Origin of the sequence: Leisingera sp. ANG-DT, from assembly GCF_000813785.1 — a bacterium.
Taxonomy (GTDB): Bacteria; Pseudomonadota; Alphaproteobacteria; order Rhodobacterales; family Rhodobacteraceae; genus Leisingera.
In genome coordinates this window covers 235,155-250,291 of the sequence record NZ_JWLE01000005.1, presented here as the reverse complement: position 1 = coordinate 250,291, position 15,137 = coordinate 235,155, and the positions used below count along the sequence as shown (strand labels likewise).

At 61.8% G+C, this 15,137-nt stretch carries 13 protein-coding genes; 10 read left to right on the top strand and 3 right to left on the bottom strand.

Annotation, left to right across the window (positions count from 1 at the left end; all coding sequences use genetic code 11):
- Positions 1-19: 19 nt before the first annotated feature.
- The 3 genes from RA21_RS06445 to RA21_RS06435 form a co-directional block, all read right to left on the bottom strand.
- Positions 20-1,594, bottom strand: a complete 1,575-nt coding sequence (locus tag RA21_RS06445; protein ID WP_039147421.1) for a gamma-glutamyltransferase family protein — start codon at positions 1,592-1,594, stop codon at positions 20-22.
- Positions 1,595-1,903: 309 nt separating this feature from the next.
- The gene (locus RA21_RS06440) at positions 1,904-2,353 is read right to left on the bottom strand and encodes an ATP-binding protein (RefSeq protein WP_019297640.1); all 450 of its coding nucleotides are present in this window, start codon (positions 2,351-2,353) and stop codon (positions 1,904-1,906) included.
- Between the two features lie 35 nt (positions 2,354-2,388).
- Positions 2,389-2,733: an STAS domain-containing protein gene (locus tag RA21_RS06435; protein ID WP_019297641.1), complete on the bottom strand. Its 345-nt coding sequence runs from the start codon at positions 2,731-2,733 to the stop codon at positions 2,389-2,391.
- A gap of 95 nt (positions 2,734-2,828) precedes the next feature.
- On the opposite strand from RA21_RS06435, the gene RA21_RS06430 reads away from it, so the two are divergent.
- The 10 genes from RA21_RS06430 (at position 2,829) to dnaN (ending at position 15,117) form a co-directional block, all read left to right on the top strand.
- Positions 2,829-4,001, top strand: a complete 1,173-nt coding sequence (locus RA21_RS06430; protein ID WP_039147418.1) for a thiolase family protein — start codon at positions 2,829-2,831, stop codon at positions 3,999-4,001.
- A 93-nt stretch (positions 4,002-4,094) separates the two neighbouring features.
- On the top strand, positions 4,095-4,550 hold the full coding sequence (locus RA21_RS06425) for a GAF domain-containing protein (RefSeq protein WP_019297643.1): 456 nt from the start codon (positions 4,095-4,097) through the stop codon (positions 4,548-4,550).
- A 199-nt stretch (positions 4,551-4,749) separates the two neighbouring features.
- A complete protein-coding gene (locus RA21_RS06420; RefSeq protein WP_019297644.1) occupies positions 4,750-5,319 on the top strand; it encodes a helix-turn-helix domain-containing protein in 570 nt (189 codons plus the stop codon).
- A 10-nt stretch (positions 5,320-5,329) separates the two neighbouring features.
- Positions 5,330-5,701: a GFA family protein gene (locus RA21_RS06415; protein WP_019297645.1), complete on the top strand. Its 372-nt coding sequence runs from the start codon at positions 5,330-5,332 to the stop codon at positions 5,699-5,701.
- Positions 5,702-5,716: 15 nt separating this feature from the next.
- The gene (locus RA21_RS06410; protein ID WP_039147416.1) at positions 5,717-8,164 is read left to right on the top strand and encodes a GcvT family protein; all 2,448 of its coding nucleotides are present in this window, start codon (positions 5,717-5,719) and stop codon (positions 8,162-8,164) included.
- A gap of 45 nt (positions 8,165-8,209) precedes the next feature.
- On the top strand, positions 8,210-9,280 hold the full coding sequence (locus RA21_RS06405) for an alcohol dehydrogenase family protein (RefSeq protein ID WP_039147414.1): 1,071 nt from the start codon (positions 8,210-8,212) through the stop codon (positions 9,278-9,280).
- Entirely contained in the window at positions 9,277-10,173 is an 897-nt protein-coding gene (locus tag RA21_RS06400; RefSeq protein ID WP_039147412.1) for a homocysteine S-methyltransferase family protein, read from the top strand. The genes RA21_RS06405 and RA21_RS06400 overlap by 4 nt, the downstream gene beginning before the upstream one ends.
- An 18-nt stretch (positions 10,174-10,191) precedes the next feature.
- On the top strand, positions 10,192-11,205 hold the full coding sequence (locus RA21_RS06395; RefSeq protein WP_152610503.1) for a GlxA family transcriptional regulator: 1,014 nt from the start codon (positions 10,192-10,194) through the stop codon (positions 11,203-11,205).
- A gap of 83 nt (positions 11,206-11,288) precedes the next feature.
- On the top strand, positions 11,289-13,739 hold the full coding sequence (locus RA21_RS06390; protein WP_039147406.1) for a GcvT family protein: 2,451 nt from the start codon (positions 11,289-11,291) through the stop codon (positions 13,737-13,739).
- A gap of 259 nt (positions 13,740-13,998) precedes the next feature.
- On the top strand, positions 13,999-15,117 hold the full coding sequence (dnaN, locus tag RA21_RS06385; protein ID WP_019297651.1) for a DNA polymerase III subunit beta: 1,119 nt from the start codon (positions 13,999-14,001) through the stop codon (positions 15,115-15,117).
- Positions 15,118-15,137: the final 20 nt, after the last annotated feature.

Sequence of the window (15,137 nt, the reverse complement as noted above, 5' to 3'; positions counted from 1 at the left end):
CCTGTCTGACGCCGGGTTTTCAGTATCCCAGTGCGCAGCCGTCCTTGCGCGGGTCGCTGGCGCCTTCCAGTACGCCGGAAGCATGGATGCGGATTGCCTGTGCACCTCCCAGCGGAGTGTCTGGAACCTCGACTTTGTGGCCCAAATCCGTCAGCTGCTGGCGGACCGCATCTGAGTAGCCTCGCTCCACCTTCAGCAAGCCAGCATCGGCAAAGCAGCGCGGGGCATCAATGGCGGATTGCAGGTCCATGCCGAAATCCAGAAGGTTCGACACCAGACGGGCGTGACCTGCAGGCTGATATCCACCGCCCATCACGCCAAAAGGCATAGTCACTTCTTCATCTTGCGTCAGCATTGCCGGAATGATGGTATGCATTGGTCGCTTGCCGGGCCCCAGCTCGTTGGGGTGGCCTTTTTCGAGAGTGAAACCCGCGCCGCGGTTCTGCAAGAGAATGCCAAATTTTTCTGACGCGATTCCAGAGCCAAAGCCGTGGAAGATGGAATAGATCAGCGAAACCGCCATCCGGTCTTTGTCCACCACCGTGATGTAAACTGTGTCCTTGTGAACCGCTTCCGTCAGTGGCGCGGCGGCAGGTATGGCCTGCTTGGGGTCGATCAGAGCGGCAAGACGTGAGGCAGTTTCCGGCGCCAGCATGTGCTCCAGCCGGGAGGTGTGGTCAGGATCTGCTAAAAACCGGTTGCGCGCGTCATATGCCAGCTTGGCGGCCTCAGCCTCGATGTGCGCGCGTTCCACACCTAAAGGATCCAATCCTGCAAGGTCAAATTGCTTAAGAATATTCAGCAGAAGGATCGCCGTAGCGCCCTGGCCGTTGGGAGGATGCTCGGCTAACCCCATATCCTTGTAGGAGCCTTCAACCGGTTGGGTAAAGAAACTGCAGGCACTGGCAAAGTCCTGCAGCGAGTGCGTGCCTCCAACAGCCGATAGTGCTGACACCATGTCGTCAGCTACTTCACCTAAGTAAAACGCGTCACGCCCGTGCTTTGCAATCCTGCGAAGCACCTCGGCTTGGCCGGGTGCACGGAACAGATCACCCGAGTTTAGCGGTTTTCCGTCTTTCAGAAAGTGGTCACGCGCCGCACCGGTTAAGGTTCCGGCACTGTTCTGCCAGTCAAATGCTGTGCGTGCCGCTACGGGCACGCCTTCTTCTGCGTACTGAATGGCAGGTTGCAGCAGGACATCAAGCCCAAGGCAGCCTTCGGACTCCGCCAGGCGGCAGAATGCATCAATGGCGCAAGGGATGGTAACGGCATCCGCGCTGCCCAGCGGAACCGCGCCAAGACCTTGTGCTCTTAGAGCGGCTGCATTGGCTCCTGCTGGGGCGAAGCCGGATCCGTTAAGCGCCTGAATTCCTTGCCCCGGGCGCGAAAACAGCACAAAGCAGTCGCCACCGATCCCGGTCATTTGCGGCTCGCAGATCCCCAGCAGAACCGCCCCGGCCACTGCAGCGTCCATGGCGTTGCCGCCGCGCTTTAGCATGTCCAGCGCCACACCGGCAGCCAGCGGGTGAGAGGTGGCGCACATGCCGGCGGAAGCAAAAACTGCCGAGCGTCCGGGTAAATGAAAATCTCGCATGGCCTTGCTTCCCGTATTGACGCCGAGAGCCTAGGCAACACGCGCCGGAAAACAAGCCAATTCCTCAGCGAGGGTGTAGGAACTGGAGATACGGTGGTGAGGGGGAATAGGAAGCGCTGAAAAGAGATGTCCCCGGTGCCGTGCTCTGGTGGGGGCAAGAACACACGGCACCAGGGGAAGCTCGTTTCAGCTACAAGTAACGTTTCGCATACCTGTTGGGCCGTGGCGGGCCGGAAATGCGGCGCTATTGTGGCGAAACGTTAAAGTTGCGTTTAAGTGGTGTTGGAGGCCGTCAACGCAAGATCAGGTTCAAGCCTCGGCAGAGGGACTGGTAACCTGAATCTCGAAGCAGAGCGTCAGATTATTGCTTCCTTCGGACCGCTCATACTGGACTTGGCTGGCCAATTCCCGGATCAGGAACCAGCCAAATCCGCCCTCGGGCAGGCTCTTGACCGGAACATTGACATCGGCGGGCTTGCCTTCAGGCAGTTGCCCGTTCGGGAAAGGAGAACCAGCGTCCTGGATGCTGATCCAAAGCCGATCGTGGGTAAGTTCCGCTTTGATACGAACATCCCCAGGTGTTGCGTCTGCATAGGCATGCTCTACCACGTTGTTCACGGCTTCAGTTAAAGCAATTTGCACCTCGTCAGCGCGGGCCGAGGGGATACCCAAGGTCCGCAGCCGGGCCACGACCGATGAGATGCTGGAGCGGGCATCTGTATTCGTGGCTGTGAACGAGCAAGCAAAGGTTTTTACCATCAATTTCTCGCTTTGCGCCGCCAGCGCAGTCGTCTTCAGGAATTTGCGCTGGCCGGGGCGGTTGCTTCACTCAGCGAACTATACAGATCAAAGATCGTGTCCATGCGCGTCAGCCTGAAGACTTTCTCCACCATGGGGGTCAGCCCGGCCAGATCCAGCTTACGGCCACCGCCCAGCTGCTTCATGGCCGCAACAATCGCGCCAAGTCCGCTGGAGTCGATGAACTGCACCTCGGACAGGTCCAGAATGACGCGCTCGGCCCCGGCTTCGGTTTCGGTGCGCATGTCTTCCTTGAACTGGATGGCCATGGCGGCATCAATGCGCTCTGCATTGACTTTGACGATCTGTGCACCGTCCGTCATGGTGGTGGTCAGGCTCATTTTAGTCCCCCGGGATGTAACGTCATTAGGCTGTACTCTAGACCGCAAAGCTTACTTTTCTGTAGGTATAATTTTGACGATTGGAGGAAAATTGCATGAAAGATGTTGTTATCGCCGGAGCGGCCCGGACGCCTATGGGCGGGTTCCAGGGCATGTATGACGGGGTGACGGCTGCAGAGCTGGGCGGCGCGGCAATCCGGGCTGCTTTGGAAGGGGCCGGCACTGCCACCGTGGACGAGGTGCTGATGGGCTGCGTGCTGCCGGCAGGGCAGGGTCAGGCACCGGCGCGCCAGGCAGGCTTCTCTGCTGGCTTGGGCGAAGAAGTGCCAGCCACCACGCTCAACAAGATGTGCGGTTCGGGTATGAAGGCGGCGATGATCGCATTTGACCAGATTGCGCTGGGCCAGGCGGACACGATGATTGCCGGAGGCATGGAGAGCATGACAAATGCGCCCTACGTGCTGCCCAAGATGCGCGGCGGCGCCCGCATTGGCCATGGCCAGGTGATCGACCATATGTTCCTGGACGGTCTGGAAGACGCATATGACAAGGGCCGCCTGATGGGCACCTTTGCCGAAGATTGCGCCGAAAAATACCAGTTTACGCGTGAGGCGCAGGACGAATATGCGCTGAAATCGCTGTCCAATGCGCTGGAAGCGCAGGAAAGCGGTGCGTTTGACGGTGAAATCGCAGCCGTGACCGTGAAAACCCGCAAGGGCGATGTCATCACGGATGCGGATGAGCAGCCAAAATCCGCACGCCCGGAAAAGATCCCGACGCTGAAACCGGCGTTCCGCAAGGACGGTACAGTGACCGCAGCCAATGCCTCCTCCATTTCTGATGGAGCTGCGGCCTTGGTACTGGCCTCCGCTGAAGCTGCCGAAGCGCAAGGCCTGAAAGTCCGCGCCCGCATTCTAGGTCACGCCAGCCACGCCCAAGCGCCGGGCTGGTTCACCACCGCTCCGGTGCCGGCTGCTCAGAAACTGCTCAAGTCAATCGGCTGGACCGTCGAAGACGTTGATCTGTGGGAGGTGAATGAGGCCTTTGCCGTGGTGCCGATGGCCTTCATGCATGAAATGGGCCTCCCACGCGATAAGGTGAACGTGCACGGCGGCGCCTGCGCGCTGGGGCACCCGATCGGCGCCTCCGGCGCGCGGATCATGGTCACCCTGCTGAACGCTCTTGAAAAACGCGGCCTCAAGCGCGGCGTGGCAGCGATTTGCATCGGCGGTGGCGAAGGTACCGCAATTGCGATTGAGCGGGTCTGATCTTCACTTTTGCGAAATACTCGCGGGGGTGAATTGACCGTGAGGTCAAGAGGGGGCAGACAGCCCCCTCAATACGTTTCAGGAGAGCTGCACATGCAGGTCGAATACGCAACCCTGGCCAAGACCATCGCGGCGCTGACCGAAGGCGAAACGGATGAAGTGGCGCTGATGGCCACCGTGGCCTGCGAGGTGCACCACGCGGACGGCCGCTTCAACTGGACCGGCTTTTACCGCGTCGTGGCACCGGAGCTGCTGAAGATCGGGCCTTATCAGGGCGGCCATGGCTGCCTGCAGATCCCATTCTCCCGCGGCGTTTGCGGCGCAGCGGCGCGCACTGGTGTGGTGCAACTGGTACCGGATGTCGATGCCTTTCCCGGCCACATCGCCTGCGCGTCCTCTACACGCTCGGAGCTGGTGCTGCCGGTTTGGAACGGTGCTGGAGAACTGATCGGGGTGTTTGACATTGACAGCGACAAGCCCGATGCCTTCACTCAGGAAGACGCTGACCAGCTGGAGGCAATCCTGCGGCAGGTGTTCAGCCGCGGCTGATTCGCATATTCGGGGCTTTGCCCCCGGCCTTGCAGCCTTCTTCCAAGGGACAATCGACCAGAAAAAGCCGCCCGGCGCCTGATGGCGCTGGGTTTTTTCATGGCACTCTTCCGCCCCGTGAAAAAGGGCTTGGAAATTTCACGAACTCGGTCCATCGTGAAAAACGAGAGGATTTTTTCACGGAGCGGGGAGAGAGCCGGTGAACGATCAGACGGTGGCAACGGCGACACTGGGGGCGGATATCCGGGCCTTGCGCAAGGCGCGCGGTCTGACCCTGTCGGATATTGCCGCGATGCTGAACCGCTCGGTCGGCTGGCTGAGCCAAGTTGAACGGGACATGTCCGAGCCCTCGATCTCCGACCTGCGGCAGATTGCCGAAGCGCTGGGCGTACCGATGTCGATGCTGTTTGCCCACTCCGGCGCCCCGGCAGATGAACATGGCTATATCGTGCGTGCAGGCTCCCGCCGCCCGATGGGCTCCGGTGAGGAAGGGCTGATCGAGGAATTGCTCTCCCCCGACCTGACCGACGATTTCGAGATGGTGCACTCCACCTTCCAGCCCAACTCGCGGATGCAGACCCCGGCGAACCGGCCGACACAGGAGGTCGGCTACATGATCTCGGGCAAGCTGGATCTGCTGATCGGAGGCCGCAGCTTTACTGTTGGCCCTGGCGACAGTTTCCGGATCAAGCATGAGCCGTATCAGTGGTCAAACCCTTATGAAGAGCCCGCGGTGGCTGTCTGGGTTATCGCGCCGCCGGTCTATTAGGAGGAAGGTTATGATCAAGGGATCCTGCCTCTGCGGCGACATCCGTTTTGAAACTGCGGCCAAACCGCAAAATGCCTCAATGTGCCATTGCAGCCAGTGCCGCAAGCAATCCGGCGGCATCTGGGTCTCTGCGCAGGTGCGCGACGCAGACCTCACGATCACCGGACCGGTGAGCTGGTTCGAGGCAACGCCGCAGGCCAAGCGCGGGATCTGCCCGCGCTGCGGCTCCTTCCTGTTCTGGAAGGGGACGGGGGAAGACACCACCAGTTTCGCTTTGGGCGCTGTCGACGGGAACACCGGTCTCAGCGTCGAAAAGCACATCTTTACCGCCTCCAAGGGCGACTACTACCGGATTGCGGACGGCGTGCCGCAAGAAGACTGAGACTAGGGAGCGAACATGTCTGATTTTCCAACCAAGGCCCGTGTGGTCATCATCGGCGGCGGCGTCGTCGGCTGCTCGTCGCTTTATCATCTGGCCAAGAAAGGCTGGACCGATTGTGTGCTGCTGGAGAAGAACGAGCTGACTGCCGGTTCGACCTGGCATGCGGCCGGCAACGTGCCGACCTTCTCGACCTCCTGGGCGATCATGAACATGCAGCGCTACTCGACTGAGCTGTATTCAGGCTTGGCCGAAGAGGTCGACTACCCGATGAACTACCATGTTTCGGGCTCGATCCGTCTGGCACACACCAAAGAGCGGATGCAGGAATTCGAACGCGCCATGTCCATGGGCCGTTACCAGGGTATCCCGATGGAGATGTGGACCCCGGAAGAAACCAAGGAACACTATCCGTTCCTGGAGACGCATGACCTGGCAGGTGTTCTCTATGACCCGACCGATGGCGACATCGACCCGGCACAGCTTACCCAGGCCCTGGCCAAAGGTGCGCGCGATATGGGCGCAAAGATCCTGCGCTTCACCCCGGCAACCGGTGTGACCCAGCACGAAGACGGAACATGGACCGTGCACACTGAAAAAGGCGACATCGACTGCGACTATGTGGTGAACGCCGCCGGATACTACGCGCAGCGCGTGGGCGAGATGTTCAAGCCCTACGGCGGCCGGACCGTGCCTGCCATGGTGATGGAGCACCAGTACCTGCTGACCGAACAGATCCCCGAGGTCGAAGCCTGGTCCAAGGAACACGGCGGCAAGCTGCCCCTGATCCGTGATGTGGATGTGTCTTACTACCTGCGTCAGGAAAAGCACGGCTACAACCTCGGCCCCTATGAGCCGAACTGCAAAGGCCACTGGCTGACCGAAGACGATCCGATGCCTGAGGACTTCTCGTTCCAGCTGTGGCAGGAAGACCTAGACCGTATCGAGGATATCGTCACCGACGCGATGGAGCGGGTGCCGCTGATGGCGACTTCCGGTGTCTCCAGCGTGATCAACGGCCCGATCCCCTATGCGCCCGATGGTCTGCCGATGATCGGCCCGATGCCCGGTGTGAAAAACGCCTTCGAAGCGCATAGCTTCACCTTCGGCATTGCCCAGGGCGGCGGCGCCGGAAAGGTGCTGGCAGAATGGATCATCGATGGCCACACTGAGTGGGACATGTGGGCCGTCGATCCGCGCCGCTATACCGACTACACCGATCAGGACTACTGCAACCAGAAAGGCATGGAAGTTTACGGCAACGAATATGCCATGCACTTCCCGCACCACGAGTGGCCGGCCGCGCGCGACAAGAAGGTCAGCCAGGTCCATGCCAAGATCAAAGAACTGGGTGGCGTGATGGGCGCCTACAACGGCTGGGAACGCGCCAACTGGTTCGCGCAGCCGGGTGACGATACCTCGGAAGAGGCCACCCACACCTGGGGCCGCTCCGGCCCGTGGCAGCAGCGCATCAAGGAAGAATGCGAAGCGGTCCGTGACGGCGCCGGTGTGCTTGACCTGCCGGGCTTCTCCCGCTTCAACCTGAGCGGTGAAGGCGCTGCGGAATTCCTGCGCGGCCTGGTGACTGGCGGTCTGCCCAAGGTGGGCCGGATGAACCTGGTCTACTTCTCGGACGACCGCGGCCGTATCCTGACCGAGATGTCCTGTGTCCGTCATGGCGAAGACCACTTTACCATGATCACCGCAGGCTCGGCCCAGTGGCACGATTTCGAAATCCTGAAGAAGGCGCTGCCTGACGGCCTGACCTTGACCGACCACACCACCGAATTCGCAACTATGATCGTCACCGGCCCGAAATCGCGTGAGCTGTTTGCAGGTATCTCCGACGCCGACCTGTCGCTTGGCTGGTTGACCCACCAGGAAGCCACGGTCGCGGGCAAACCCGCCTTCCTGGCGCGGGTGTCCTTTGCCGGCGAACTGGGCTGGGAGGTGCACTGCGCCAATGAGCATCAGCCGGCAATCTATGATGCCTTGCTCGCAGGCGGCGCCAAGCCGTTCGGCATGTATGCGCTGAATTCCCTGCGCATCGAGAAGGGCTACCGCACCTGGAAGGGTGATCTGTCGACCGACTACTCGCTGCTCGAAGGCGGGTTGGAGCGGTTTGTCAAACTGGACAAGCCGCAGGATTTCCCGGGTAAGGCTGCAATCCAGAACGAAAAGCAGCAGGGCGTGAAAAAGTCCTTTGTGACCCTGATTGTCGAAGCTGGCGAGGCAGACGCGCCTTACATGTCCTGCATCTGGAAAGATGGCGAGATCGTGGGTGAAACCACTTCCGGCGACTGGGGCTACCGTGTGAATGCCTCCATCGCGCTGGGCATGGTGCGTCCTGAGCTGGCCGTTCCGGGTACCGAACTGGAGGTAGAGATCTACGGCGAGAAGTGCCGCGCGGTGGTTCAGAAGGACGAACCGTTGTGGGATCCGGCCAACGAGCGCCTGCGCGCCTGATGTGCTAGGGTCGGCCCGTCACGCTTAATTCAGGAGGCTTCAGCGATGGCCAAGATGATGAAAGGCGTCTGTTTGACCCGGCATGGCGGGCCGGATGCGCTGAAATGGCGTGAAGACATTCCTGTTCCGGTCCCAGGGCCGGGGCAGGTGCTGGTCAAGGTTCTGGCGGCTGGCGTCAACAACACCGACATCAACACCCGGATCGGCTGGTATTCGTCAGACGTGACTGGGGCCACGGATGCGGTGGGCGATGACGCAGAGGTCGAAGCTGGCGGCTGGGGCGGCTCCCTGAGTTTTCCCCGTATCCAGGGCGGCGACCTGTGTGGCCTAGTAGTTCAGACCGGCCCAGATGTTGGTGACTTCCACGTGGGGCAGCGGGTCACCAGCCAGATCAATATTCCCCGGCCGCAGCCGGACAACCCGGTGGCCTTCGTTGCTCTGGGGTCAGAACTTGATGGCGCTTTCGCGCAATACTGCCTGATGGAGGCGGCAGAGCTGTTCGATGTCAGCGCCTCTCCCTTGTCCGATACCGAGATCGCGGCGATGCCCTGTGCCTATGGAACCGCCTGGAACCTGCTGCACCGTGCTGGTGTCTCCGGTGGCCACCGGGTGCTGGTGACCGGCGCTTCCGGCGGGGTCGGGCTGGCTGCGGTCCAGCTGGCGGCCCATCTTGGCGCGCAAGTGACTGGTCAGACATCGCCCGCCAAAGCGGATGCGGTGACCGCGATGGGGGCTTGCAGCATCATTGGCCGCGTGGAAACACCTGAACCAGGCAGTTTCGACGCCGTCATAGACGTGGTCGGCGGCCCGGCCTGGCCCGCGCTGATACAGGCGCTGCGGCCCGGCGGGCATTACGCGGTCTCCGGCGCCATTGCCGGCCCGATCGTCACAGCGGACCTGCGCGAGATTTACCTGCGCGACATCACTGTCCACGGCTGCACCTTCTCCCCCCGTACGGTCTTTGCTGAACTGGTGGAGCTGATCAATTCCGGCGCAATCCGTCCCTTGGTCTCGGCAACCTATCCCCTGCAGGACATCGCTCGGGCGCAAGCCGATTTCATGAGCAAGGCGTTTCCGGGCAAACTGGTCCTGATTCCCCCGCAGGAGGCCCCATGACAGATATCATCCTTCTTGACGGCTCAATCGGGCAGGAAGTTGTCAAGCGGTCCGGCGACCGGGCGACGCCGCTGTGGTCAACCTCCGTGATGATCGGAAAGCCGGATGTGGTCGGCGGCATTCACGCGGACTACTTTGCTGCCGGGGCCACAATGGCCACCATGAATACCTATGCGGTGCTGCGCGACCGCTTGGTCCGCGCAGGCATCGAGGAGCATTTCGAAGAACTGCTGTCCACGGCGGCCGCTCAGGCAACCGCTGCACGGGACGCCCACGGCTCAGGCCGTGTCGCCGCTGCGCTGGGGCCGCTGATTGCCTCTTACCGCCCGGATATCTGCCCGCCGCACCAGGAGGCCGCACCGGTCTACGCAGAGATTGTTCAGCTGCTGGACCCGCAGGCGGATCTGTACCTGATCGAAACCGTGTCATCTATCGAACACGCTAGGGGGGCGCTGCTTGGCTGCGCCGGGACGGCGAAACCAGTGTGGCTGGCGGCTTCTGTTTCTGATGAAGACGGAACGCTGCTGCGTTCCGGCGAGCCGCTGGCGGATCTCGCGGCGGTGGTCGAGGATTTCCAGCCGGAGGCGGTCTTGCTCAACTGTTCGCGCCCCGAGGTCGTCGGCGCAGGCCTGGAAATTGTCAAAACCTTCGGCAAGCCCTGCGGCGCATATGCCAACGGGTTCACCCGGATTTCCGAGGGGTTTCTGAAAGATGCCCCCACCGTGGACGCGCTGGAGCAGCGTCAGGATCTGGGGCCCAAGGCCTACGCGGAATTTGCCATGGGCTGGGTTGCCCAAGGCGCCACGATCGTCGGCGGCTGCTGTGAAGTCGGCCCGGACCATATTGCCGAACTGGCCCGCTGTTTGCGCGCGGCCGGGCATCGGATCGTCTGACCAGGGGAGGGGATCAGCATGGCAGCTCCGGAAAAACTCAAAGCGGCAGACCCGGCCCGGGTCTGGCACATCGACATCATCGTCACCGAAGGATTTGTCCTGATCGAGATGTCGGCGATCCTGGAGGTTCTGCGGATCGCCAACCGCGTGCTGGCCCAGCCGCCGTTCAAATGGACCGTCCGCTCGCTGCAGGGTGGCCGGGTGGGCTGCCGGGCGGGCCTAAGCGTGGATACTGAACCCTTCGCGGCCAAGCCGGACGCGGATTTCGCCTTCTTCCTTGGCAACTCGGACCCGGACCATCCAGGCCTCAGCCTGGGACGGGTGATTTCCAGCTACACCTGCCGCGATATCAAGGTCTACCTGCTGGCCGAGGCCGCGGCGCGCTATATCCGTGACCAGGGTGGCGCCGCCGGGCGGCTGACGACTCATTGGGAAAACTCCGCCCTGCTGCGCGAGCGGATGGGGCTGAACGATTCCAGCCACGCGCTGGCCAGCGAGGACGGGCTGGTGGTGACCTGCGCTGGCATGGGGTCCACCGTCGATATCATCCTGGCGCTGGTCGGCAGGCTGACCTCTGCTGCGGCGCAGATGACCGTGGGCAACATCATGCTGCACGAACAGGTGCGCGATTTCTCCTCGCTGCAGCCTTTTGCCGGCGCCAAGCCGACCATCACCGGAGACAGCGATCTGGACCACTGCATCCGCATCATGCAGGACAACATCGAGGAACCGGTGCCGATCAGCGACATCGTCGGGGAGCTAGGCATCTCCACCCGCTCGCTGGAGCGCAAGTTCAAGACTTTCCTGGGGACCACTCCCAATGGGTTTTACCGGGAAATGCGGCTTTCCAAGGCCAACAACTTGTTGCTCAATACCACCATGAGCGTCCGCGAGATCGGTCTTGCCTGTGGATTTCCCAATGGGTTCTCCAGTCTTTACAAGAGCTTCTTCGGAATTACTCCCTTTGCTCTGCGCAAGCGCCGCCGACTGGGCGAGGATGGTTCAGAAAAAATCCTAAAGGCCGGAGAATAGCTCCGGGAGTCTGACGTTTTTGATGCATTTTGCGCCGCCTGTTCGTGATAATCAGGCGCAAACCCTCATTCAGGAGCGATGACATGAGCGATCTTCCCAACAAGGCCCGCGTGGTGATTATCGGCGGCGGCGTGATCGGCTGTTCGGTGGCCTATCACCTGACCAAGCTCGGCTGGAAGGATGTGGTGCTGCTGGAGCGCAAGCAGCTGACTTCCGGCACCACCTGGCACGCCGCGGGCCTGATCGGACAGCTGCGCGCCTCCTCCAACATGACCAAGCTCGCCCGCTATTCGGCGGAGCTGTACCTGGGGCTTGAGGAAGAAACCGGCGTCGCCACCGGCATGCGCCAGGTCGGCTCGGTGTCCGCGGCGCTGACCAACGAACGGCTTGAAGAACTCTATCGCAACGCCGCAATGGCCCGCGCCTTTGGCGTGCCGGTGGAGGAACTGTCGCCCAAGGAAGTCAAGGAGCGCTACGAGCACATCAATCTGGACGGCGTGACCGGCGGTGTCTGGCTGCCGACCGACGGGCAGGCGGACCCGGCCAACATCGCGCTGGCCTTGGCCAAGGGCGCCCGCCAGCGCGGCGCGCTGGTCAAGGAACGGATCAAGGTCACCGGCATCTCCAAAAACGGCCGCCGCGTCACCGGTGTTGACTGGGCCAGCGATGATGGCCAGTTCCAAGGCCACATCGAAGCCGACATGGTGGTGAACTGTGCCGGCATGTGGGGCCACGAGGTCGGCCGCATGGCAGGCGTCAACGTGCCGCTGCACGCCTGTGAGCATTTCTACATCGTGACCGAAGGCATCGCAGGCCTGTCCCAGATGCCGGTGCTGCGGGTGCCGGATGAATGCGCCTACTACAAGGAAGACGCAGGCAAGATCCTTTTGGGTGCCTTTGAACCCAACGCCAAACCCTGGGCGATGAACGGCATCCCCGACAGCTTCGAGTTCGACCAGCTGCCCGAGGACTTCGACCACTTCGAGCCGATCCTGGAGGCCGCCTGCAACCGGATGCCGATGCTGGCGGAGGCCGGTATTCACACGTTCTTCAACGGCCCGGAATCCTTTACCCCGGACGACGCCTACCACCTTGGCCTGGCGCCGGAGATGGACAACTTCTGGGTTGCCGCAGGCTTCAACTCGATCGGCATCCAGTCCGCAGGCGGCGCCGGCATGGCGCTGGCGCAGTGGATGGAAGACGGCCAGAAGCCGTTTGACCTCGGCGATGTGGACATCTCCCGCATGCACCCGTTCCAGGGTAACAAGCACTATCTGTTCGAGCGTTCAAAAGAGACCCTGGGCCTGCTGTATGCAGACCATTTCCCCTACCGCCAGAAGGCCACGGCCCGCGGCGTGCGCCGCACCCCGTTCCATTATCACCTTAAGGAACAGGGCGCCGTATTCGGCGAAATCGGCGGCTGGGAGCGCGCCAACTGGTTTGCCAACGACGGCCAGGAGCGCGAGTACCAGTACAGCTGGAAGCGCCAGAACTGGTTCGAGAATTCCGCCGCCGAACATCGTGCCGTGCGGGAAAACGTCGGCATGTACGACATGTCCTCCTTCGGCAAGATCCGCGTCGAAGGCCCGGATGCGGAGAAGTTCCTGAACTACATCTGCGGTGCCAATGTCTCGGTCCCGGCGGGCAAGATCGTATACACTCAGTTCCTGAACAGCCGCGGCGGGATTGAGGCGGATGTGACCGTCACCCGCCTGAGCGAGACTGTCTATCTGGTGGTGACTCCCGCGGTGACCCGCCTCGCCGACCAGACCTGGATGATGCGCAACAAGGGCGGTTTCAACGTCGTGCTCACCGATGTGACCGCAGGCGAGGGCGTGCTGGCCGTGATGGGTCCGAACTCCCGTGAACTTCTGCAGAAAGTGTCGCCCAATGATTTCTCCAACGAGGTGAACCCCTTCGGCACCGCGCAAGAGATCGAACTTGGCATGGGGCTTGCCCGTGTGCACCGGGTGACTTATGTGGGTGAGCTTGGCTGGGAAATCTATATCCCGGCGGAAATGTCCGGCCATGCCTTCGAAACCCTCTGGGAGGCGGGCCAGGATATGGGGCTCAAGCTCTGCGGTATGCACATGATGGACAGCTGCCGGATCGAGAAGGGCTTCCGCCACTTCGGCCACGACATCACCTGCGAGGACAATGTGATCGACGCAGGGCTCGGCTTTGCGGTTGCCACCGGCAAGGACGACTTCATCGGCAAGGCCGCGGTGCTGGAGCGCAAGGAGAGCGGCCCCAAGAACCGCATGGTTCAGTTCAAGCTGACCGATCCCGAGCCGCTGCTGTTCCACAACGAACCGATCATCCGCGACGGCAAGTATGTGGGCTATCTCAGCTCCGGCAACTACGGCCACACCTTGGGTGCCGCCATCGGCATGGGCTATGTGCCTTGCGAGGGCGAAAGCGCGGCGGATGTGCTGGGTTCGACCTATGAGATCGACGTCTGCGGCGTGAAGGTGCAGGCGGAAGCCTCGCTCAAGCCGATGTACGATCCGAAATCGGAGCGGGTGAAGGCCTAAGCACCTCTCCAGTGCATTCACCTGCCCGTATCGCGTCCCGGCCTTGTGCCGGGGCGTTTTTCGTTGCTGTCCCCGCGGGGACAGACCCGGGTTCTGCTGCAACGTTTCCCCCGGTTTCACGGCCTAGCCGTTCAGCCCCTCTTGACCCCGCCTGAAATCCCTTGGAGAAATCCATAAAAAGCCTTGTGCGGCAGGGGTAAACAGGTAGGTTGCTTGTCCCGGCATGTGACACGGGCGCCTGACGAAGAGGATTTGGGACATGAAGATCAGCATCGAACGCGGCACGCTTCTCAAGGCCGTGGCCCAGGCGCAGTCTGTGGTCGAGCGCCGCAACACCATTCCGATCCTGGCGAATGTGCTGATCGAAGCCGAAGGCGACAGCGTCCAGTTCCGCGCCACCGACCTGGATATCGAGGTGGTCGACAAGGCCCCCGCGCAGGTGGAACGCGCCGGCGCGACCACCGTCGCTGCCACCACCCTGCACGAGATTGTCCGCAAGCTGCCTGATGGTGCGCTGGTCACCCTGACCGCCGATGCCGCAACCGGCCGTCTGGCGGTCGAGGCCGGGCGCTCCAATTTCTCTCTGGCGACTCTGCCGCGCGAGGATTTCCCGGTGATGGCCTCGTCGGAATACCATTCGAACTTTGCCGCCAAGGCCGCGGTGCTGCGCCGCCTGTTCGACAAGTCGAAATTCGCGATCTCCACCGAGGAGACCCGGTATTACCTGAACGGTGTCTACCTGCATGTTTCGTCGGGGGATGGCGGCAAGGTTCTGCGCGCCGTGGCCACCGACGGCCACCGCTTGGCCCGCATCGACGCGGAGCTGCCGCTGGGCGCCGAGGACATGCCCGGCGTGATCGTGCCGCGCAAGACCGTGGGCGAGCTGCGCAAGCTGCTGGATGATGACGACATGGATATCGCGGTCTCGGTTTCTGAAACCAAGGTGCGCTTTGCCACCCCGAATATCACCCTGACCTCCAAGGTGATCGACGGGACCTTTCCCGACTACACCCGCGTGATCCCGGCCGGAAACACCCGCCGCCTGGAAGTGGACGCGGCCGAGTTCGCACAGGCTGTTGACCGGGTTGCCACTGTTTCTTCTGAACGCTCCCGCGCGGTGAAGCTGCAGTTGGAAGAGGATCGGCTGATCCTGTCGGTGAACGCGCCCGACAGCGGTGCGGCGGAGGAAGAGCTGGCCGTCGCCTACAACGACGAGCGGCTGGAAATCGGCTTTAACGCAAAGTACCTGCTGGAAATCGCCAACCAGGTGGACCGCGAAAACGCCGTGTTCATGTTCAACTCCTCCGGCGATCCGACCCTGATGCGCGAAGGCAACGACGAAAGCGCCGTTTACGTCGTGATGCCGATGCGGGTTTGATCGCCTGACGGCGATGCCTG